At 60.4% G+C, this 22,115-nt stretch carries 17 protein-coding genes and 1 tRNA gene; 5 read left to right on the top strand and 13 right to left on the bottom strand.

The genetic code is table 11. From position 1 onward, the window contains the following. Window positions 1-13: 13 nt before the first annotated feature. Together I6E60_RS10875 and I6E60_RS10870 are read left to right on the top strand one after the other, a co-directional pair. Window positions 14-98: transfer RNA gene (locus I6E60_RS10875), tRNA-Ser, on the top strand. A 63-nt stretch (window positions 99-161) separates the two neighbouring features. After that, a complete protein-coding gene (locus I6E60_RS10870) occupies window positions 162-803 on the top strand; it encodes a hypothetical protein (protein ID WP_307841821.1) in 642 nt (213 codons plus the stop codon). A 97-nt stretch (window positions 804-900) separates the two neighbouring features. On the opposite strand, the gene I6E60_RS10865 is transcribed toward I6E60_RS10870, so the two are convergent. The 8 genes from I6E60_RS10865 to I6E60_RS10830 form a co-directional block, all read right to left on the bottom strand. Continuing rightward, window positions 901-1,836, bottom strand: coding sequence for a carbohydrate ABC transporter permease (locus I6E60_RS10865; RefSeq protein WP_197180315.1), 936 nt, complete (start codon window positions 1,834-1,836; stop codon window positions 901-903). Beyond that, the gene (locus tag I6E60_RS10860) at window positions 1,833-2,723 is read right to left on the bottom strand and encodes a carbohydrate ABC transporter permease (protein WP_129073069.1); all 891 of its coding nucleotides are present in this window, start codon (window positions 2,721-2,723) and stop codon (window positions 1,833-1,835) included. The genes I6E60_RS10865 and I6E60_RS10860 overlap by 4 nt, the downstream gene beginning before the upstream one ends. A 74-nt stretch (window positions 2,724-2,797) precedes the next feature. Then, window positions 2,798-4,069: an ABC transporter substrate-binding protein gene (locus I6E60_RS10855; RefSeq protein ID WP_197180313.1), complete on the bottom strand. Its 1,272-nt coding sequence runs from the start codon at window positions 4,067-4,069 to the stop codon at window positions 2,798-2,800. Window positions 4,070-4,343: 274 nt separating this feature from the next. Further along, a complete protein-coding gene (locus tag I6E60_RS10850; protein WP_197180311.1) occupies window positions 4,344-6,266 on the bottom strand; it encodes a helicase HerA-like domain-containing protein in 1,923 nt (640 codons plus the stop codon). Window positions 6,267-6,270: 4 nt separating this feature from the next. Then, window positions 6,271-6,957 carry a phosphatase PAP2 family protein gene (locus I6E60_RS10845; RefSeq protein WP_307841820.1) on the bottom strand — a complete coding sequence of 229 codons (687 nt, stop codon included), beginning with the start codon at window positions 6,955-6,957 and terminating at the stop codon, window positions 6,271-6,273. A gap of 88 nt (window positions 6,958-7,045) precedes the next feature. Next, window positions 7,046-8,275 (bottom strand): multidrug effflux MFS transporter, encoded by a 1,230-nt coding sequence (locus I6E60_RS10840; RefSeq protein WP_197126056.1) that lies wholly within the window; start codon window positions 8,273-8,275, stop codon window positions 7,046-7,048. Window positions 8,276-8,421: 146 nt separating this feature from the next. Continuing rightward, window positions 8,422-10,275: an ABC transporter ATP-binding protein gene (locus I6E60_RS10835; RefSeq protein ID WP_197180309.1), complete on the bottom strand. Its 1,854-nt coding sequence runs from the start codon at window positions 10,273-10,275 to the stop codon at window positions 8,422-8,424. Between the two features lie 124 nt (window positions 10,276-10,399). Then, window positions 10,400-12,502 carry an RTX toxin gene (locus tag I6E60_RS10830; RefSeq protein ID WP_197126060.1) on the bottom strand — a complete coding sequence of 701 codons (2,103 nt, stop codon included), beginning with the start codon at window positions 12,500-12,502 and terminating at the stop codon, window positions 10,400-10,402. Window positions 12,503-12,778: 276 nt separating this feature from the next. Here I6E60_RS10830 and I6E60_RS10825 point away from each other — a divergent pair, with 276 nt between their 5' ends. After that, window positions 12,779-14,377, top strand: coding sequence for a helix-turn-helix transcriptional regulator (locus tag I6E60_RS10825; protein ID WP_197180307.1), 1,599 nt, complete (start codon window positions 12,779-12,781; stop codon window positions 14,375-14,377). Between the two features lie 503 nt (window positions 14,378-14,880). On the opposite strand, the gene rplL is transcribed toward I6E60_RS10825, so the two are convergent. From rplL to I6E60_RS10805, 4 genes are all read right to left on the bottom strand, one after another. Next, window positions 14,881-15,258, bottom strand: a complete 378-nt coding sequence (gene rplL, locus I6E60_RS10820; RefSeq protein ID WP_197126064.1) for a 50S ribosomal protein L7/L12 — start codon at window positions 15,256-15,258, stop codon at window positions 14,881-14,883. A 39-nt stretch (window positions 15,259-15,297) separates the two neighbouring features. Next, a complete protein-coding gene (gene rplJ, locus I6E60_RS10815) occupies window positions 15,298-15,813 on the bottom strand; it encodes a 50S ribosomal protein L10 (protein WP_197126066.1) in 516 nt (171 codons plus the stop codon). Window positions 15,814-16,125: 312 nt separating this feature from the next. Continuing rightward, the gene (locus I6E60_RS10810; RefSeq protein WP_197180305.1) at window positions 16,126-17,616 is read right to left on the bottom strand and encodes a cell wall metabolism sensor histidine kinase WalK; all 1,491 of its coding nucleotides are present in this window, start codon (window positions 17,614-17,616) and stop codon (window positions 16,126-16,128) included. Next, window positions 17,613-18,365 (bottom strand): response regulator transcription factor, encoded by a 753-nt coding sequence (locus I6E60_RS10805; protein ID WP_197180303.1) that lies wholly within the window; start codon window positions 18,363-18,365, stop codon window positions 17,613-17,615. Before I6E60_RS10805 ends, I6E60_RS10810 begins: the two co-directional genes overlap by 4 nt. A 177-nt stretch (window positions 18,366-18,542) precedes the next feature. Between I6E60_RS10805 and I6E60_RS10800 the strand changes: the two genes are divergently transcribed. Both I6E60_RS10800 and I6E60_RS10795 read left to right on the top strand, forming a co-directional pair. After that, the gene (locus I6E60_RS10800; protein WP_197126074.1) at window positions 18,543-20,036 is read left to right on the top strand and encodes an ABC transporter permease; all 1,494 of its coding nucleotides are present in this window, start codon (window positions 18,543-18,545) and stop codon (window positions 20,034-20,036) included. Window positions 20,037-20,070: 34 nt separating this feature from the next. Beyond that, complete coding sequence (locus tag I6E60_RS10795; RefSeq protein ID WP_197126076.1) at window positions 20,071-20,742, top strand: ABC transporter ATP-binding protein; 672 nt, start codon at window positions 20,071-20,073, stop codon at window positions 20,740-20,742. Window positions 20,743-20,778: 36 nt separating this feature from the next. Here I6E60_RS10795 and I6E60_RS10790 read toward each other — a convergent pair whose 3' ends face one another. Further along, entirely contained in the window at window positions 20,779-22,110 is a 1,332-nt protein-coding gene (locus tag I6E60_RS10790) for an MATE family efflux transporter (protein WP_197180301.1), read from the bottom strand. Window positions 22,111-22,115: the final 5 nt, after the last annotated feature.

Genomic DNA, 22,115 nt, shown 5'->3' with positions numbered 1-22,115 from the left:
GTTCAACCTGTCAGGAGAATTCGCCTAGTGGCCTATGGCGCACGCTTGGAAAGCGTGTTGGGTGCAAGCCCTCGGGGGTTCGAATCCCCCATTCTCCGCACTTACCCCATTGTGATCGCCCACGCGAAAAAACGAAGGGAACGCCGTTGTCGACTAGGCCCGTGAGCCTCAAACCTCGCCGTGACGATCCTCGTCGTCGGCTCGTTCCGCCACTCTCACTATTTTGGCGTGGGTTTGTGGCTGGCCTTCTTTTCACCGTAGTAGTCTTCGGCGCACTTTATCTCCTCACAATCCCGGATGGGCCTTGGCTGGCGGTCGTGATCACTCAGGTGATCGCTCTAGCCGCTGCCACTCTCGCTGCCATTTCTTACTTTCGCATCGCTATCTGGATCGGTGCAGACTCGCCTCTCGTCACCGAGCGAGGGTTCCTCTTCGGCCGACTACGGCACTTCGATAGGTCAGAAGCCACGCTGATGGTGCGGTCAACGGTCTACACAAGCGATGGTTTGGAGTCGCGGGCCGAACTCTCCGTGATGGGCCACAATGGCCGTCGTCTGTTGCGCATGCGTGGGCAGTATTGGGCTCTCGAGGATTTTGAATTCGTCGCGTCCCAGTTCGATGTGCCGGTAGAAACAATTCCCGGCACCGTTTCCCACGGTGAAATTCGGCGCGATTATCCCGAAACCCTGTATACGTACGAGCGGTATCCCCTCCTCGTAGTCGCTATCGCGATTGGCACCACTGCCGCGGCCGCCGGCATCTTTGTCGCAGCGCTCACGGTAATCAACGCCCTCGCTCGTTAGCGGCAGCAGCGACTCCCCTTTAACGCACAAAAGCCGCAGTGCCGACGCCCTCTGGAGGGGCAACAGCACCGCGGCATTCGCGGCGAGGAGATCTGACTTAGCTCTTGACCGAGCCGCTCATCAGACCACCGATGAAGTACTTACCAAGCACGATGTACACGACCAGCGTGGGTAGCGATGCCAGCAGCGCTCCCGCCATCGCGGCACCGTAGTTGGCTAGTTGCGCGCCCTGAGCGAGGTTGTTGAGCGCAAGCGACACGGGCCCCTCATTCTGGTTCGACAGGAACAGCGCGAACAAGAAGTCGTTCCACGCTGAGGTGAACTGCCAGATGATCGTTACGACAAAGCCGGGAAGCGACAGCGGCAGGACGATGCTGCGGAACGTGCGCAGCATCCCCGAACCATCCATGCGAGCAGCCTCCATGAGCTCATGAGGGATGCCGGCGTAGTAGTTGCGGAAGATCAACGTACAGATCGGCAGACCGTAAATCACGTGCACCACGAGCAGGGTGGAGACATCGCTCGGCAATCCGAGGCTGGTCTTCATTTGCACGAGCGGCGTCATGATCGCCTGGTACGGAATGAACATTCCGAACAGGATGAACGTGAAGACGACGTCGGCGTACGGAAAGCGCCAACGGGCGAGAACGAAACCGTTCATTGCTCCCAGGAACGACGCGATCAATGCTGCGGGAATCGCCAGCAAGAACGTGCGACCGATGGATGCCGACAGCGCGTTCCAGGCGAGAGCCCAGTTGTCGAAGCCGGTTGGTCCGCCCTCGAAGGCGGGTTCCCACGGCCAGCGAACCGGAAGCCCCCACGAGGTGGCGGGGTTGACGTCCTGCGGCGGCTTGAGGCTCGTGACGATCAATACGTACACGGGCATCAACACAATGACCAGGAAGAACACCAGCAGTACATACTTCGCGGTGCGGCTCAGACCAGCCCGCGCGCGAATCGCCGAACTCTGCGGCATGTGCGACTCAGCGGTGGGTTCGCTTGGCTTCTTGTCGAGTCCGGTTGCGACACTCATCCTTGCCTCTTCTCTGCGCGAGCGGTGTAGATCAGGTAGGGGACGATTACGACGGCAACGAAGAGCAACAGGATCGTCGCGATCGTGGCCGACTTGGCGTAGTCGTTAGAGGTCAGAGCAACCCACAGGTAGGTTGCGGGAACCTCGGTCTGGTAGATCGACTTCGTGATCGCCATGATGAGGTCGAAGACCTTCAGCGACATGTGGCCCACGATGATGAGAGCCGACAGCGCGACGGGGCTGAGCTGGGGGAAGATCACGTAGCGGTAGAGCTTCCACTCGGTCGCGCCATCCATGCGGGCTGCTTCGCGCAGCTCTTCAGGGATGCCACGGAAGCCCGAAAGAAAGAGCGCCATGACGTAGCCGGCGAGCTGCCAGATGGCGGGCAATGCAATGGCCGCCATGCCCCAGGTCGGATCGTTCCACCACGAGTTCTGGAGAAAGTCGAGCCCGAGGTTCTCGAAGACCCGGTTGAGTCCGGATGCACGGTCACCCTCAGCGCTGTTGAGCAACCAGCGCCAGACGACACCGGATGCCACGAACGAAATCGCCATGGGGAACAGGAACACCGAGCGGAAAACGCCCTCTGCGGTGACGCCCTTGTCGAGCATCCATGCCCACAAGAATCCGAAGATCATGGTGCCACCGATAAAGAAGAGGGTGAAGATACCAAGGTTCTGAAGCGAGTGGATGAAGCGCTCTTCGCCAAACAGAGCGATGTAGTTATCGAGTCCAACGAACTCAGTAGCGGGAACAAGACTGTTCCGGTTGCTGAGCGACACCGAGATGTTGGCGCCGATCAAGCCATAAACAAATATCCCGAGAACGATAATCGTCGGGGATATCAAGAGGAGCGGTGGGCCCCAGTTTTTGTATCCTTTTTTCACGCGCGAGCTCCTCGGTTTGCACGGTAGTGGGTGGAGACGTCTCCGCCCCCACCCACTGTGTCTCGTAGTGCTAGTTAGCCCTGAGCCTTGTCAGCGGCAGCAACGAGTCCGGACAGGAGCGAAGCTGCATCGCGGTCAGCGCCGAACTTACCGATAGCCGAGGAGATGTCTCCCGACCAGGCAATGCTGGCTGCTGCGCCGTGAGCGAGCGAGCTCACTACGGTGTCTTCACCGAAGGAGGTGATGGCGGTCTGCTGGTACGCGGGGTAGTCAGCGGCAACCGTGTCGGTGCGGGCCGGGATCGAACCCTTAGCGAGGTTGAATGCCTTCTGGCCTTCAGCCGAGCTGATGGTCGTCAGCCAGTCAATGGCAGCTGCTTCGTGAGGAGCGCCTACCGAGAGGGTGAACGAGTCAGCGAGGAAGTCGAAGACTCCGTCGGTGCCGGGGGTTGCCCAGGTGGTGTACTCGTTGTCGTAGGTCCACCCAGCCTGCTGGAATGCAGACTCGGCCCAGTCACCCATGACGTTGTAGGCAGCGTTGCCATCGAGAACGATCTGCGTTGCAGCATCCCAGTCGAGGCCAGCGAAGTCGCTGTTGGTGTATTCGAGCAGGTCGCCGTAGTGACCGATTGCGGTCTCTACTCCAGCGTCATCCCAGGCCGTGTCGCCAGTCCAGAGTCCCGAGTAGCCCTCAGCGCCAAGGTCAGCGATGAGAACGTTTTCGAAGAGCTGCATCTGAGTCCACTCGGTGCCGAGGGCGAGAGGAGTCTCGACTCCGGCGTCCTTGAGCTTCTTCAGGTCAACGAGCCAGGCGTCGATGTCGGCGGGAGCGGCCATCGGGTCGATGCCGGCATCCTCGAGCACCTGGGTGTTGGCCCAGACGACGTTGGCACGGTGGATGTTGCTCGGTACCGAGTAGATGGCGCCGTCAACGGTGATGCGCTCGATCAGGCTCTCGGGGAAGACATCCGTGAGGCCGTTCTCTTGGTAGAACGAGCTGAGGTCCTGAAGCTGACCGGCGTTGATGTAGTCCGTGAGCTCTGCTCCGGCGTGGGCCTGGAACGTGTCCGGCGGGTCATTTGACTCGAGGCGTGATGCAAGAGCAGCCTTGGCGTTAGAGCCGGCGCCGCCAGCTACAGACGCATTGATGAACTCAATGTCAGGGTTCTGCTCTTCGAAAACCGTGACGAGAGCGTCAAGGCCGACCTTTTCTGATCCTGAGGCCCACCAGGTGAATACCTCAACCTGGTCAGCGTTGTCGGGGTCTGAGCTAGGGGTGCTCGAGCAGCCTGCCAGAACGAGGCCTAAGGCCACCGCCCCGGCAATAATGGAAAGTGGCTTACGCATTCTGTGTTCCTCCATTGGAAAGTGAGTGCTGTTCCGTTCAAGAAGTGAATCGGACGTTCACCAGTAAACTGTCTAACCATTGGGTTTGACAAGTGAACGCAGCAACTTTTTCCACATTGGCATGGTCACAATTTGACAACAGCGAGCTTATTTCGGTTCGGTGCCACCACCAATCGGAGCGGAATACGTGCTCAATTTCCGCTAAAATACTGGGTTCTAGGCACGTTAGACCGCCCGGGCATCCGCCACGGCGCGCTCGGGATGTCGGTCGAAATTAGCGACGCTTGAGAGTCGAAAAAATCCCGCGAAGCACCTCGCGCACGACCGTCTGTCCAGTTCGTGAACCCAAGGCGTCACCCAAAACGTTGGGTTGCTTGCGCGTTGTCGTGCGTGTTGTGGTGCGCGATGTCGTCTTTTTATTCATGTCTTTGAGCGCTCGTTCGTAGTCGGCTTGCACCTTCGCCTGCTCTTTGGCTTGCGCCTTCGCGAGCTTCTCCGCGTCTTTGGCGGCAACCTTCGCGGCCGCTTCAGCCGCTTCTGCTGCCTCCGCCTTGGCATCCGCTTCGGCCGCTGCATTCATCTTCACAGCCAATATTTCCCGCGCAGATTCGCGATCGATCGTGGTGCCGTACGTCGCCATCAGCGGGGATGCCGCGACCGCAGCCTCCATCGTGGCGGCATCCGTTGGCGACATTGAGCCTTGTGGGGCACGCAAGCGAGTCCAAGCCACCGGAGTCGGAGCACCCTTTTCGTTCATGACAGTGATGATCGCCTCACCGGTGGCGAGGGACGTCAACACCTCGCCCAAGTCGTAACCCGACGTCGGGTAAGTCGACACTGTCGCTTTGAGCGCTTTTGCCGAGTCAGGCGTGTGGGCGCGCAGCTGGTGCTGGAAGCGAGATCCAATCTGCGCGAGCACATCGCTCGGCACATCCTTGGGCGTCTGCGTCACAAACACCACACCGACCCCCTTGGAACGGATCAGCCGAACCGTTTGCGTGATCGATTCGATGAAGTCCTTTGACGCATCGTTGAACAACAAATGAGCTTCATCGAAGAAGAAGACCAGTTTGGGCTTATCGATGTCGCCAACCTCAGGGAGGTCGTTAAAGAGATCGGCAAGAAGCCACATCAAGAACGTCGAGAAGAGCGCGGGTTTGTTGCTCACGCCCGGCAGCTCAAGCAGGCTGACAATGCCCTTGCCCTCGGCATTGGTGCGCAGAAAGAGCGAGGTATCGATCTCGGGCTCGCCAAAGAATTCGTCGGCGCCCTCGTTCGCAAAGCCAATGAGCTCGCGCAGAATGACGCCAGCCGTCGCAGAGGACAACCCACCCAGATTCTTCAGCTCGGCCTTGCCCTCATCGCTCAACAGATATTGCACGACAGCGCGCAAATCACTGAGATCAACCAGCGGCAGACCGGTCTGATCGGCGTAGTGGAAAATCAGGCCCAGGCTCGATTCTTGGGTGTCGTTGAGGCCGAGCACCTTCGAGAGCAACAGCGGCCCAAAGCTGGAAACTGTCGCACGAATGGGAACGCCGATGCCCTTACCACCGAGCGTGAAATATTCGGTCGGGGATGCCGCGGGCTGCCAGTCTTGCCCGATCGACTCGGTGCGCTCCAGTAACTTCTCGCTCGAACTGCCTGCCGTAGCGATACCCGAAAGGTCACCCTTGATATCGGCGGCGAAGACCGGAACCCCAGCGGCCGATAACTGCTCGGCAAGCACCTGCAGCGTCTTCGTTTTACCTGTTCCAGTAGCACCAGCCACCAAGCCGTGACGGTTGAGCATCGCAATCGGAATGCGCACGGGAACATTAGCGAGCGCATCTCCATTGACGAGAGCGCCCATCTCAAGCACGTCACCCTCGAACGCATAGCCCTCGCGGATCTCGGTCACCTCGGTTGCGTCGAGAGGCCCGTCACCCGAGTCAGTGGTCTTAGCTGGTTGTGCTGCGGCGGGCTTAGCTGCGGCCGACTTCGCGGTAGCCGCTTCAGCGGGAGCCGCTTCAGCGGGAGTAGCTTCCGGCGCGGTCTCGGCAGCGGCTGTGGCGGTGGCCGCCTCCGACGCTTCGGCAGCCGCTTGCTCGGCGGCAAGCGCGACCTCAGCTGATGCCAGTTCGGCAGCCGCGAGCGCAGCCTGTGCCTCCGCTAGGGCTTTCTTGGCTGCTTCTACTTGGGCTGCGGCATCCGTCATGCTTCTACCCTACGGAGTGAGGTCGCCTAGCGCGCTTTTTGAGGCCGAATTGTAGGTCTTCAGTCGCCAAGACATGCGCGAAGGGCGCCCACAAGATAACGCCGACACCGATACCAACGAGTGCGCCGCCGATGGTGTCGCTGAGCCAGTGAGCGCCGAGATACGTGCGGCTCAGAATCATCAGGATCGTGTACACGATGCCGACGACCAGCACCCATCGCCGCTGCAACAGGATGATCAACACGACCGAGAGCGTCGCCGCGTTGGCCACATGCCCCGAGGGGAATGAACCGAGGTCAGCGGTCACCAAGATCTCGTCGGGACGAGCACGGCCATAGAACGACTTGAGCAACTGAACCACGCCGGCGCTCAATGCTGATGCCAGCAAAAAGTACAGAGCAGCCCAGCGACGCTTCGCGAGGAAGAAAGCAAGAGCTCCTCCGAGCGGTACGACGAACACCCCGAACCAGCCGCCACCCAAGAAATTCATTGCTAAGGCCGGCACGGTGAAGATATCGGCTCGGATGCTCAGCAGATCGTCGAGCACCAACTGGTCGAGGCTCAGCACGCCGTCTCGTGTCGCGATCAGCACGCCGAGGAGCACCGCGAGCACTAGCGCGCTCACGCCGCTGATGAGAGGCCACCGCCGCGTAATCTGACGGGCTTCTGCGGGCGAAATTTCAGAGTTCACCGGTTCACGGTACCGGATGAATCTTCGCGACTGCCGAGACAATCCGCGGCTGTCAGCCTTTCGTAAGCCTCAGCATTTCTCGCGATGCCTAGCGCGATAGTGCGGGCACGGTCCTCGGGCGAATGACGGTCCACATGACGATGATCGACACGATTGCCGTGCTCCCCATCACAATGCCCATCGGAATTGCGTTGGTGATTCCGAAGGCGCCAACAATGGGTGAGGTGAGTCCGGCAAGGCCAAAGTTCACGGCGCCCAACACTGACGCCGCCGTCGCTGCTTCTCCCCCGTGGTTGGCGAGCGCCAACACTTGAGTACAGGGGAACGAGAAGCCACAGGACATCACGAAGAAGAACAGGGGAATCAGCACCGTAATGAGATCGCCGTTCACAATGTCGAGGAACACGATCGTGGATGCCGAGAGCAGCAGCATGACTCCGGAGCCTGCAAGAATCCACTGCGGCCCGATGAATCGCATCAGGAATGCTGCGGACTGGACTCCGATCACGACCCCCACCGAGTTCACGGCGAAGACAAGACCGAACGCTTGAGGATCAAGACCGTAGACGTTCTGCAAGAGGAACGGAGATGAGGCGAGGTAGGCGAAAAGCCCGGAGAAGGTCATTCCCGCGATGATCGCCGTGCCCACGAACACCCGGTCAGTGAAGAGCGCCTTGTAGCGTTGCCCTGCCGTAGCGTGGCCGAGATCTCGGCGCCGGGCTGGTGGCAAGGTTTCGATAATGAGGAACCACGCAGCTATCAATACCAAACCGGCGTAGACCGCCAAGAAGACGAACATTCCACGCCAGGGGGTGATCAGCAGAAGCTGAGACCCGATAAGCGGAGCCAAGATGGGCGCTAGCCCCTGCACGAGGGCAAGGCGTGACAGCATCCGCACCAGAGGAAGCCCGCCGAAGAGGTCGCGCACGATTGCCATGGTGACGACAGCACCCGCCGCCGCTCCCATTCCTTGGATAAGCCGAAACACAAAGAGCAGTTCGATGTTGGCCGCGAGGGCAACGCCGACACTCGCCATCAAATGAACGCTGGTGGCAACGAGAAGCGGCAGTCGTCGACCGATCCGGTCGCTCAGCGGGCCAACAATCAGTTGACCAAGCGCAAAGCCAAGCGTCGTTGCTGTCAACGTGAGCTGCACAATCGCGGCCGTGGTGTCGAGATCCGCTTCAATGAGCGGGAACGCGGGCAGGTACAGGTCAACGGTAAACGGCCCGAGCGCGGTGAGCGCACCAAGCACGAGAACATACACAAGCCGTTGACGCGCAGAGAGCGAGTCACCGGGATGAACGACGGTAGTCAAGCGATTCCTAGCTAAGAGAGCGCCCGGTTGTGGGCGCGGCAAAAATGTGATGCCCGCAACCCCGAGGGCTCCCCCAGCCTACGCCCAGCGCACACCGCACCGGCACCCGGGCCAGCAGTGGTCTCCGAGAGGATGTGTGCGACCCGTCAGTCGGTGCGGTTCTGCTCCGCATACAACCGCGAGTACTCGCCGCCGCGCGTGATCAGCTCAGCGTGCGTTCCCCGCTCCACAATCGCGCCGGCGACGACAACGAAGATCACGTCCGCCGAGCGTACGGTCGACAGCCGGTGCGCGACCGCGATGGTCGTTCGACCCCGCGAGGCAGTGTCGAGAGCGGCTTGCACGATGCGCTCAGAGATCGAGTCCAACGCACTCGTTGCTTCGTCAAGGATCAGCACTCCAGGATCTTTGAGCAGCACGCGGGCAATAGCGATGCGCTGCTTCTCGCCGCCCGAAAGTCGGTAACCACGCTCCCCCACCGTGGTCGCATATCCGTCGGGGAACGACATGATCGTCTCGTGGATGTTGGCGGCGCGGGCCGCGGCTTCGATCTGCTCGGTGGTCGCATCCGGTCGCGCGTAGGAAAGGTTCTCGGCGATGCTCGCGTGAAAGAGATAGGTCTCTTGGCTCACTATGCCGATGTTTCGAATGAGGGAATCTTGAGTGAGGTCCTTGACGTCATCCCCGGCAAAGAGCACACGCCCGTCACTCGCTTCGTGCAGGCGCGGGATCAGGTAAGACACCGTGGTCTTGCCTGCACCCGACGGGCCGACAAACGCCGCGTACTGTCCGGCCTCAATCGAGAAGCTCACCGAGTCGAGCGTGGGTCTCGTGGATGCGTCAGCATCCGGATAGCGGAACGTCACGTTGTCGAAAGCGACCGCTCCGAGCTTGTCTGTGTTCACCTCGTGGGCGTCAGCCGTGTCGGTAATCGCGGGCTTGAGGTCGAGGTATTCGAAGATGCGCGCGAAGAGTGCCGATGACGTTTGAAGGTCGAGCGCCACACGCATGAGACCAAGAAGAGGGAACATGAGGCGCGCCTGCACGGTGGTGAAGGCAACGATCGTTCCCGCGGTCACGTCAACGCCACCAGTAATAAGGTACGCCGCGACCATATAGACAATCGCCGGGATGACCGAGAGGAAGATGTTGACGATGGCGAAGAACCACTGACCACTCATCTGCTGGCGCACCTGCAGATCGACCTGCTGTTCGTTCTCGTCGGAGTACCGCTGAGTCTCGATGTCTTGCTGATTGAAGCTCTTGGAGAGCAGGATCCCCGAGACGCTCAGTGACTCTTGAGTGATCGCCGTCATGTTACTGAGCGACTCTTGGGTCTTGGTAGCGATGCGCGCACGGATCTGTCCGACACGTCGTTGAGCAATCACAATGCCGGGGAGCACGATGATTGCGACCACGGTGAGCTGCCAGCTAAGCACAAGCATGCTGATGAACGCCGCAATCACGGTGACGGTGTTGCCGATGACGCTCGACACGGTGTTGTTGAGGACGCCCGCAACTCCACCGACATCGTTTTGAAGCCGAGATTGGATGACGCCCGTCTTCGTGCGGGTGAAGAACGCGAGTTCCATACGCTGCAGCTGGTCGAAGAGTCGCACCCGGAGAGCGCCCATGACTTTGTTACCTACTGTCGCGGTGAGGTAGGTCTGCCAGACCCCCAGCGCGGCAGAGGCTACCCAGAGCACGATCATGATGCTGACGAGTTGTGTCAGCACCGGGATGTTGGGGGTTCCTGCTGTCGGGAAGAGGCCCTCGTCGAACGCTTGCTTGGTGAGTAGCGGCGGCAACACACTAATGGCGGCGCCGATCAGCACCAGAGTGATGGTGAGCGTGAGCGCTGGCTTGTGAGGCTCAAAGAGTTGAGCGATGCGCCCGAGGAGATGGGGAATCTTGGGGGCTGCAGCGTTTTCTGCTTTTTGGGCGGAATAGTCTCCACCGCTGACTCGGCCACCGCGTCGCGGGCCACCTACTGTGCTCATGATTCGAGCCTAGTTTGCAGTTTTGCCGTTAACGGCCAATCGCACAGCGCCCGAGTGCGCTGTGCGAGAAACCTCACAAAGGGAGTTCGGCGGGCAACTAGGGTTGCCCGCCGAACAGTCAGGATCAGTTTCCGCGAACTACCGAACGTCGTCGCGCAACGCTGAACCCTACGAGCACCAATCCGAGCTGCAGGAACCCGAGTCCAGCCAGTGTCGGAACGATTGTGCTCGAGCCTGTGTATGCCAGGGTAGGCAGGTCAACTACTGAGGAAGGCACCGTGGTCGGTGGCTCCTCGGGAGGAAGCGGCAAAGTAGGCAGCTCGCACACTTCGAGTGTCACTTCGCTCTGGCTGACAAGCTCCATGTCGGAACTTGCAACAGTCACGATGTAGGTGTCCCCGTTGGGAACATTCTCGATTGTGATCGTTCGAGTCGGCATGTCGGCTTCGAAGACGATCGGAGCGACACCTTCAACTGCGTCGCCGGTCGACTTCGTGACTACGGTAACCGTGTAGTTCTCTCCGATGAAGAGGTTGTCTGCCGTTACTTCAATGCTCGAATCTCCGCCAGCGGTGCACTCTACCTGCGAGCCGAGAACAGCGGGCATTTGCGGGCAAACATCCAAGTACATGTCTGCTGCGGCGGTCACACTTGGATTCGACTTGGTGTCCGTCACTACGACTCGGTAGGTGTTGTCGGGCTCAAGGCCGTCGAACGTGAACTTCTGAGCGGTACCGGAGCTGGAGTCGAGCGACTGAGCGTCGACTGCAACGTTGTCGAGCATAAGCGTGACCTTGTAGTCGCGACCAGCTGCGTAGTTGGAAACAGTCGCGGTGATCGCTGCGTCGCCTCCGGGAACGGTGCACTGCTCTGCAGCCAATTCGACCGTGGTCTCGTTGGTGGCGCAGGGCAGGAGCGTTGCGGTAGTGCTATTCGTGTATTCCGACTGCGCCGCATCCGTCACCGTAGCGGTGTAGTTGCCTTCGGCAAGACCGGTCAGAGTGGCGTCGTAGCGGTCGGTCGTTGCAACGTAGTTGTTCTCAGAAAGAACCGGCTGCTGAGAACCGTCGGTGATAACGATGTTGTAAGTGCGGCCAGGAACCAAACCATCAACGGCGAACGTAATCTCGCCCGCTGCATCAGAGGAAACAACGTCACACTGCGTAGCGATCAAGGTGAGCCCGCCGATTTCACCGGGGCAAGGAAGGAACGTGTGCGTGCTGCTCTTCAGCGGTGTCGCGTCTGCTTCACGAGTATCAACGATTGTCGCGTAGTAAGTAGCTGACGGCGTTGCGGGTGAGTTGTAGACCCCGCTGGTCGCATCAGCAGTGAAGGTGTTGCTGTCTACGACTGCGTCGGAAGCGGCATTGATGATGTCGATGCGGTACTCACGGCCGATAACGAGATCGCTCACGTTGATCTTGAGTGAAGCACCTTCACCAGGCACGGTGCATTCGTTCGCGAGGATAGCGATACCAGCGGTTTCGGGGCAGGGAACCGAATGAACGGTCTTGCAGGCCACAAGCGAGCGGTTAGTCGTGTCAGTAATCGTGACGGTGTAGGTGGGGCCGGCAGCCGTTCCCTCCCAGGTGTAGCTTCCCGTGGTCTGCTTCGGCGTGTACTTGACCGTCTGGCTGTGGCCAGAAGAATCGGACAGCGTTACTTCGTACGTGCGGTTCGCGACGAGATCTTTGAACTCTGCCGTGATGTCGGTTGAGCCACCGGGAACCTCACAACGAGGAGCGGTGACGCTGACGATGCTCTGCGCAACGCAGGGCTCGGACGTCTTGGTCCACGTGCGGTTCCAGCTCGTGTTAGTGGGGTTGTTCCACGCGGTTACCGAGGCGGTGAAGGTGTAAGCCTCAGTGGAGTTGGGGAAAGCGAAGAAGTGCGAACCGTTCTTGCCGAACTCAATAACCTGCTGCTTGCCACCTTCAAGTTGGAACTTGATGAGGTTCTGCTGGCCTTCGCCCGAGCCACTATCGGCGTAATAGAGGCCAGTGACAGTCACGCCTTCACACGTAACTTCGATGCTTGGCGTGTGGGCTTCGGCGGCGGAGGAGACAGAAACAACTGCCAGTCCTGAACCGACCACAAGCGCGAGAGCGACCATGGCAGATACGCCACGCATGTCTCGCAACGACCAGAGCTTGCGCTTCTGGCCAGTGGCCTTATCGAATCGGGGGCTTCGATTTGCGGCGCGCCAGCGCGCCAAAAAGTTATTCACTTCGGGTTTCGCTCTCGGGTAACGAGCGACCTGGAACTATTCGAACCAATGCGCGGGGGGCGCGTTAGCCCGGCGGGGGATTCCGGGTAGCTCTATCGGGATATGTCACACGTTCGGGGGTCAAGAATGCGACGTGCCTATTATGGGGGGTCATCGAGAATGAATGCAAGCGCGACGCGCAGAAGGAGTAGTCTGTAGACTCTCGCGTCACCCACCCGACCAGGCGAGATCATTCGAACTCATCGAGACTGTGGTCTCGAAGGGGGGAACACAGCAATGGCGACAGCAGACGTGAGCGCGCTCGAACGCGCTTTTGATGCTGCCCGCTCCACCGGTGACTTCACACTCGCACTTCACGAATTGCGCGAAGCTTGGCCGCAGGTGGTCAGCACTGCGGGTGCATCGCTACGCACCATGCTCGATTTCACCCCCGACGAGTTGTGGCACAGTGATCCCTGGCTAATCACGTGCTACGCGTCTAGTTTCCGCTCCGCAGACACTGCGAGCCGCACCACGGCACTCCCCTACTACGAGGCCGCCTTCGCCCTGCTTGCCCCTGAGACTCCCGCCTACGTGCGCGCCACCCTCTACGTGCGCTATGCGGCAGCCCTGCGATCTCTTGGCCGTCTGAATGACGCCCTGGCCGCGATCACGAGCGCGAGCGCGATCGCAGATAGCCGCGATGTCATCCCGCTCGCTCGACGCGTTCCGCTCACCGCAGAAATCGCGCTCCAACGGGGTGTGATAGCTCTTCATGGCGGCGACTTTGACCGCGCCAAGGCAGACTTCCGGTTGGCCGGGTCGCTAGCCGAAACAAACTTGAGTGTCGCTAACCAGCTTGAAGTCTTCGGATGTCTCGCCCTCATCCAGTTCCTCATGGGCGACTTTGAGCATGCCCTCAGCTACGTCGCTAGAGCCGAATCAACGGGCGCAAGCCCTGCGTTGCGCGACAGCAGATTCAACGCGCCCGCTCTGATTACCGAGCTACTGATCGGGGTCATGCAACGCGGCACAGACACGGTTGGTCCGCTCGTGAGCAGAGTGCAGGAAGCCATCCGCGAGAGTGATTGGGAAGCTCTCGGACTCTACGCGCAAGCTTTTACGGAACTCTTCGTTGGGAATGCCCACGAGGGTCTCGAAAAACTTCGTTCAGCGCTCTTTGCCCTGGATGAGTGGCAACCCGTCGGCTTCGTAGACGCCGAGATCCGCGGACTCCGCGCTGCCGCTTTTCTGCAACTCGGCGATAGCGGAGCTGCGTGGGACGTGCTTGCGACGCTCTCCCCCACCCAGCACCACACTGTGTGCCCGAGCCGGCTTGTGGCTCACCTTCGCTTCGTTACCGGCGACGCTCGAGGTGCGCTGGATGCCCTTCGCGAATGCGAGTCCATGGGAGATAATCACTCAAGTCGCACTCTCGCGGATGTGTTCCTCGTCAAGGCTGCGGCGAACCTTTCGCTCGGCGGCGAAGAACAATCGGATGTCGCTTTCGACCGCGCACTGCGCTTGGCTGCCCGCAACCGCATGCACAGCCCATTCCGCCTGATTCCGAGCGAAGTGGTTCAAGCGATGCTCACTCGTGCGTCGACACGAAGCCAACCTCTTGAAGTCGGCGCTCTCATCAAACGACTCGACGGCCTCACCGTCGTTCTTGCGCCACGCGACTCGCTCGCCCTCAGCGACCGAGAGCGCTCGATCGCCCGCGAGCTTGTACGCGGGAGTAGCTCATCAGAAATCGCGGAAACACTGTTCATTTCGGTGAATACGGTGAAATCGCACCTCAAGAGTATTTACCGAAAGCTGGGGGTGACATCGAGGGTCGAAGCGATTCACAAATCTCGCGAGCTCGGTCTTCAAGTGGATATCACCCGCGACTAACCCTCTATTCACCCTCACTGCTGTTGCTGCCTCAGTTTCACCTCGATACATTAGTGAGACCACTTCCGCTAGCCCCGTATTCTTTACGCGCCTAGCGGTCTCGTGCCGAAACATCCGCCTCCGGAACCTGATCCCTGGTGTCAACGGATTCGGCACGTTGGTGGGGCGCTCGGCTGGTTACCAGGCGCCCCACCCCCTCTCTCACCGTGTTCTCCCCCGAGCCACTTCCCAGGTTTGCACAGCGGGCTCTGCACGCGGGCGTTTGAGCGTCCCAGCAAAACGCGTACGCCAGACGCTCCTATCGCACCTCAGGCCGCCCGTGAGCGCTCCCAGAGCACTTTCCCTGCGACCGCCACCACCGCACACAAGCGTGAGGCAGTCTCCCTGTGCATCCGCGCACCAGCTGCGCACGGTGATTAACGCAGAAAGGCGCCACCCCGAAGGGTGACGCCTTTCTGGCAAGTAAGTCTCTAACGAGACTCGAACCTAGTTAAAGGACTCGACTACTTAAGGGTTACGGTTGCGCCGGCTGCTTCAAGAGCAGCCTTTGCCTTCTCAGCGGTCTCTTTGTTTGCACCCTCGAGTACAGCCTTGGGAGCGCCGTCAACGACTGCCTTCGCCTCTCCGAGACCGAGGCTCGTGAGTGCGCGCACCTCCTTGATAACCTGGATCTTCTTCTCGCCAGCAGCTTCGAGGATGACGTCGAAGGAATCCTTCTCTTCAACCTCTTCAGCAGCAGCAGCAGGTGCAGCAGCAGCAGCAACCGGAGCAGCAGCGGTAACTTCGAAGACCTCTTCGAACTTCTTAACGAAGTCGCTGAGCTCGATGAGGGTCAGTTCCTTGAAGGCCTCGATGAGGTCGTCGCTTGACATTTTCGCCATGATTTTCTCCTATATTTCTTAAGCTAATTAACCCGCGCGTTACTGCGCGGAATCCTGCTTCTCGCGCAGCGCGTCGACCGTGCGAACGGCCTGAGCGAGCGGTGCGTTGAACAGATACGCGGCGCCGAACAGTGAAGCCTTGGCTGCTCCAGCAAACTTCGCAAGGAGCACCTCCCGACTTTCCAGTGCGGCCAGCTTGGTGACCTCTTCAGCGGTGAGCGCGTTACCGTCAAAGTAACCACCCTTCACCACGAGAAGAGGGTTTGCCTTGGCAAAGTCACGCATAGCCTTCGCAACGGCGACAGGGTCTCCGTGTACGAATGCGATTGCAGACGGACCAACGAGCTCTTCGTCGAACGACGAAATGCCTGCTGCGTTAGCTGCAATCTTTGTCAGCGTGTTCTTCACCACGGCGTATGTTGCGTGCTCACTGATTGACTTGCGCAGCGTCTTGAGCTGGGCAACAGTGAGTCCGCGATACTCGGTTAGCAGAACGGCGGTCGAGTTGCGGAAAAGATCCGTAAGCTCGGCGACCGATGCTTCCTTGTTCGCCATGGTGCTCCCTACTGGTTGATGTGTGTCTGCCTCAGAGCCGCATAAAAATATCGGAGGAGTTCGGGGCTCTTAAACGAAAAAGCTCCGGCCCTTCTGCACTAACGCAGAGGCACGGAGCTGAGTTGCGACCAGAGTTGATCGAAAAACTACTTCATACACCTGCGCTGGCCTTCGTTTTCACGAACTTCGATCGCATACATTTTCATGCACGCTAACGACCTGCGGTCTTTGGCTTCCGTAAGAGTACGTGATTGAGGGCCTGGCTGCAACTCGGCTGCCGGGCGCTCCTGCGACAGCCCCCGCTGCATCCAATTAGGTTGTCGCTGCTATCGGAAGCTCGACGCGGAACACGGTGTTACCCGGCTCGCTTGAGACGGAACTCGTTCCCCCCAGCGACTCGACAACTGCCGCGACAATGGCCAGACCGAGCCCTGTGCTGCCGGCAGCGCGCGAGCGAGAACTATCGCCTCGCACAAAACGCTCAAAGACCTTCGCTTGCAACTCATCCGCAATACCGGGGCCCGTGTCACGAACCTCGATGATGGCGCGATCGCCCTCCGTAGAGAGGCTCGCGATTACGCTCGTGCCTGCCGGAGTGTGGATTCGTGCATTGGCGAGAAGGTTGGCGACAACCTGGTGAAGTCGGGCGCTATCGCCGTTGACGACGACCGCGTCATCCGGAAGCTGCAACTCCCACTCATGGTCGGGGCCGGCGACGGCAGCATCCCCCACGGCCTCAATGAGGAGCTGGGAGACATCTACAGCACGGTGTTCGACCGGAGCTGACTCGTCGAGTCGCGCCAGAAGAAGAAGGCTCTCAACCAGCCCCGTCATCCGCACGGATTCAGCCTCAATGCGCCCAATAGCGTGCGCGACGTCGGTAGGAATTTCATGGCCGCCGCGCCTCGTCAGTTCGGCATAACCACGGATCGACGCGAGGGGCGTGCGCAGTTCATGGCTGGCATCGGCAACGAAGGAGCGCACTTTGTCTTCACTTGCTTGACGAGCGGTGAGAGCGGATGCCACGTGCTCGAGCAAACGGTTGAGGGCCGAGCCCATCTGGCCGACCTCCGTGCGCGGGTCGGCGTCATCGAGCGAGACTCTCTCGGCGAGCGCCACGGCTCCCCGGTCGAGTTGGAGCTCAGACACCCGTGTTGCGGTGCTCGCCACGCGCTCAAGGGGTCGTAGGGCGAAGCGGACGGCGATCGCTCCGGCGATAGCCGCTACAGCGATCGCGAGCACGCCAATTCCCACGACGAGAATCGTCAGTTGGAGAACAGTCGCTTGAACATCCGAGAGCGGCAGGCCCACGATGAGAGAGTCGCCCGTCACGGGATCGCTCGACATGATCATTCGGTAGTCACCGAGGTCGCCGCCCAGAGAGACGGTGATGGGTTCGTTGATCTGTTCGAGGCTGGCAAGGGTGTCGAGCTGTTCACTGGTGAGCGACGATGCGCCACCCGTAACGCCCAGAACTCCCGCGATTATCTCCCCCGAACTGGTCGCCAGCCCGGCAATAGTTCCTGCACTCTGGCCAGGAAGGGCCAAGAAGTCGCGGGCGGGCGGGCGCTGGCCATTGTCGAATTGGCTGCCTTCGAGGGCGCCTTGTGAGCGACTCGATGCCGACAAGAGCTGGTCATCGAGGCGACCAACGAGAAAGCCCTGCAACGAGAGCACGCTCACGACACCGATAAGAATTGCGGCGAGCGCAATGAGCGCAGCGCTGCCCAGAACGAGTCGTTTGCGCAGGCTCAGGGGAGGCCGCCCGGTGCGGGGCGCTTTCACTTCGCGCGGGCGAATCATTCGGGCGCTCGCAACATGTAACCCACACCGCGCACGGTTTGGATCATGGGCGGGCCAAGAACATCCACCTTTTTACGCAGGTAGGAGATGTAAATCTCTACAACACTGGCCTTGCCGCCGAAGTCGTAGCTCCAGACGCGGTCAAGAATTTGGGCGCGGCTGAGTACACGGCGCGGGTTACGCATGAGGTACCGCAGGAGTTCAAACTCGGTAGCGGTGAGCTCAACAGGAGTACCGGCACGGCTCACTTCGTAGGTGCTCTCGTCGAGCATGAGGTCGCCGACCTCGATGATCGGGTTCGACTCCCCCGCGATGGCGAGCGCTGAACGACGCAACAGCGCCCGCAGTCGCGCCACCAGCTCTTCCAAACTGAAAGGCTTCGTGACGTAGTCGTCGCCGCCCACGGTGAGGCCCGCGATCCGGTCGTCTACGGAGTCTTTGGCGGTCAAGAAAAGAATGGGGGTTTGGATGCCATCCGCCCGCAATCGCGACAGCACTGATAGCCCGTCGAGCCCCGGCAACATGATGTCGAGCACGACGATGTCTGGCTTAAACTCGCGGATGGTCGAGAGAGCCGAGGGGCCGTCGGACGCGAGCCGCACATCCCACCCTTCGTAGCGCAGAGCCATGGAGAGAAGGTCGGTGAGCGAATCCTCATCATCGACCACGACCGCACGAATAGCGGTTCCATCGGCGCGGCTAAGTCGCGGTTGCGCCTGAACCGCGGGGAGGTGGTGTGACTGGGTCATGGGTCTAGTTATTCGGAGTTTCCTATGAATTTTCTGAAGGCGGATGCTCGGCTTACTGCTTTTCAAGAATATTGGAGTCTCTAGGAGGATTCACAGGATCGCCATAGTGCGCTGATAGACACCGTTCCTATCGTTACCTCGACCACCTGCATCACCGCGCATCACCTGAGGAGACCCATGTTCGGAACGTATCTGTATCGAGAGCTCAGCAATCGACGCAAACAAACAGCAATCATCGCCGCTGGAATGGCATTGGCGATTGCGCTCGTCATGATTGTTAACGGCGTCGCAGCAGGAGTGCGCGACGCCCAAGCGACCGTGCTCGCCTCGGTATACGGCGTCGGCACCGACATCACCGTTACACAAGAACCCATTCAGCCCGGCGGGGGCGAAGAGGGTGCGCCGCAAGAAGGTCCACGCTTTGAGTTCGGAGCCGAAGACGGCGATACCGCCAATGGCACGACGGCGCTCAGCCAGTCCAGCCTCACCAGCGGCATTGGCAGCTCCACTTTCGACGCGGATGCTCTCACCACAGCCCTCAGCCTCGACTCCGTTGCCGCAGCCACCGCCACCCTGGCGCTCTCCAACGTGAGTTTCAGCGGTGAAGTTGCTGCGCCCACCACAACGGACACCGGCGAAACCGCACCCGGCGAAGGAACCCAACAGGGTGGCCGCGGCGGTCCCGATGGAGCTGGCGGAAGCGCCTTCAACGTCGACACCTTCACCGTGACCGGAATCGATGTAGCGGGCGAAAGCGTCGGCCCACTCACCTCCGTCGAGCTCGTAGACGGCCGCGCCTTCGAGTCGAGCGACAGCGACGCCAACGTCGTGATTCTCGACACGAGCTACGCCACCACGAGCTCACTCACCGTCGGCGACAGCCTGGAGATCGGTGGCGAAGAATTCGAAGTAATCGGAACCGTCACATCGACCTCCGCTGACGCGACTACGGCATCCAACACCTACATTCCGCTCGACACCGCCCAGCGCGTTGCCGACTTGGAGAACCAGATTTCGACCGTGTACGTTCAGGCCGCAAGCTCCACTGACATCGCCGCCGTTCAAACAGCACTGCAAACGGAACTGCCGGATGCTTCGGTGAAGACCCAGGAAGATCTCGCCTCGAGCGTTTCCGGCTCGCTCTCTACCGCGTCTGACCTCGTCGGAAAGCTCGGAACGTGGCTCTCGATCATCGTCTTGGCTGCCGCGTTCCTCATCTCGGTACTGCTCACCACCTCTGGTGTTGCTCGCCGCACCCGCGAGTTCGGAACGCTGAAGGCCATCGGTTGGAGTAACGGCGCTGTCGTACGTCAGGTCGCTGGCGAGTCGCTTGTGCAAGGTGCCATCGGTGGAGTGATCGGTGTTGCGATCGGACTCCTCGGCATCCTCGCCATTAATATCGCTGCTCCGGTGCTCAGCGCGAGCGCTACCGCGACCGCGACCACGGGCCAAGGTGCTGGCGCGGGTGGCGGAGGCGGAGGCAACCGCTTTGGTGACGCTGCAACCACCGCCGCGGCGACAACCGACATCGCTCTACAGATTCCCGTGACCTTCGGCATCATCGGCATCGCCGTTGCTCTCGCCATTCTCGGCGGACTCATTGCCGGTGCGTTCGGCGGATGGCGTGCAGCACGACTGCGCCCCGCTGAAGCTCTCCGCAGCGTCGCCTAACCCCTGAACCCCATAGACCTCAAGGAGACTTTTAATGTATGAACTCAGCGAACTCACCAAAAAATACGAAACGAAACGCGGCCCGATTAGTGCTCTGAACAAGGTGACCTTGAGCATCCCCACCGGGCAAATGGTCGCTATCCAGGGCCCAACCGGAGGCGGCAAGTCGACCCTGCTACAAATGCTCGGAGCTCTCGAGCGCCCCACGAGCGGCACCGTAACCCTCGGCGGAGAGGAGCTCTCCGCGATGCCAGACTCACGACTGGCAGAAATTCGCGCCCGCACTATTGGGTTCGTCTTTCAGGGCTTCAATCTCATCCCGACACTCACGGCGCAGGAGAATGTGGAGACTGCGCTCGCGCCTCTCGGACTGTCGAATTCCGACCGTCGCCTTCGTGCTCGCGCTGCTCTAGAAAAGGTGGGATTGGGCGAACGCCTAACTCACCACCCCGCCGAGCTTTCGGGCGGGCAACAGCAGCGTGTCGCGATCGCCCGAGCACTCGTGAAGGAACCCAAGGTTCTGTTGGCAGACGAGCCGACCGGAAACCTTGACGAGCAAACTCGCGACGAGATCATGGAGCTTCTCGAAGGACTGTGGCGGGATGAGGGGCTGACGCTCATCATCGTGACCCACGACTCCGCGGTCGCGAAGCGTGCCGAGCGTCGGTTGTACTTGAAGCACGGTTCGGTAACCGAAAAGAAATAGAAGCACCCCATCCCTCGGACGGGCGGCGCGTGTTCGCTAGCGCGTCGCCCCAGGAATGAGCCAGCGATCGCCACGAGCCCGCAGGCCGAGAGTGACAGCACGGGCACCGATATAGCCGAGACCGAACGCACACCACAGGGCCACGATCGCGGACACCGACGTGAGGTCGGCGACATCGACCCACCACAGCAACGGCACATACACGGCGAGGTTGATAAGGCCACTGAGTGCCAGATAGCGCGCATCCCCAGCGCCGATCAGCACGCCATCGAGCACAAATACGAATCCGGCAATCGGGATGCCGAGGGCAAGCACCGGCAGAAGCGCCGCCAGGCCACTGCGCACTTCTGGGTCAGAACTAAACGCGAACCCGATCCACGGTGACGACAGAAGCACCACTACTCCAAGGACGATGCCGCTGCCGATTCCCAGTTCGATGAGACGCCGCGTGATCGCACGCGCACGCGGAAGATCGCTGGCCCCCAGCTCTTTGCCGATCATCGCTTGACCGGCAATAGCGAGCGCATCGAGCACAAAGGCAAGCGTCGCAAAGATCGTGAGCGCAATTTGCACGGTCGCCAGCTCAGGCACCCCGAAACTCGTGGCGACCGCAATCGTCGCGAGCATTGCTGCGCGCAAGGATGCGGTGCGCAGCAGAAGCCACGCTCCCGCGTGACCGGCCAACAGCATCCCGGTGACGTGCGGTCGCAACCGGGCGCTCTCCCGACGAGCGAGCGTGACAAGCATCACGAGGTAGGCGGCAGCCATGCCCCAACTTGCGACGACCGTGCCGATGGCTGAGCCGGCAACGCCCCAGCCGAAACCGTAAATGAAGAGTGCATTCAACAGGGCATTGGAAACGAACCCGGCAACGGCAACCACGAGCGGGGTGCGCGTATCCTGCAGGCCCCGCAGTAAACCAGATGCCGCAAAAGTAATGAGCATCGCTGGCAAGCCCAAGATCGAGATTGACAGGTATTCGGTGGCGTAACCCACGACACTGGCATCTGGGTTGAAGAGGCTAATCAGCCAGGGAGTGGTGGGGATGCCGACCGCCACAAGCACGACCCCGAGTGCGATCGCCAGCCACACGCCATCTACGCCCGCCGCGACCGCCCGTGCCCTATTGCCGACCCCCAACCAACGAGCAACCGCGGGAGTGGTGGAATAGGCCAGAAATATCAATAGCCCGACTGCCGTCTGCAGCACAGCGCTTGCGACACTCAACCCACCGAGCTGCGCGCTGCCGAGGTGCCCCACGAGAGCTGTATCGGTCAGCAGGAAGATCGGTTCGGCAACTAGTGCGCCCAGCGCCGGAACGGCGAGGCGGCGGATGTCGCGATCAAGCGGAGAGTGCAGCAATCCCACGATTG

Source organism: Salinibacterium sp. SWN167, assembly GCF_015864665.1.
Lineage (GTDB): Bacteria > Actinomycetota > Actinomycetes > Actinomycetales > Microbacteriaceae > Rhodoglobus.
This window is presented reverse-complemented; position numbering and strand designations above follow the sequence as displayed.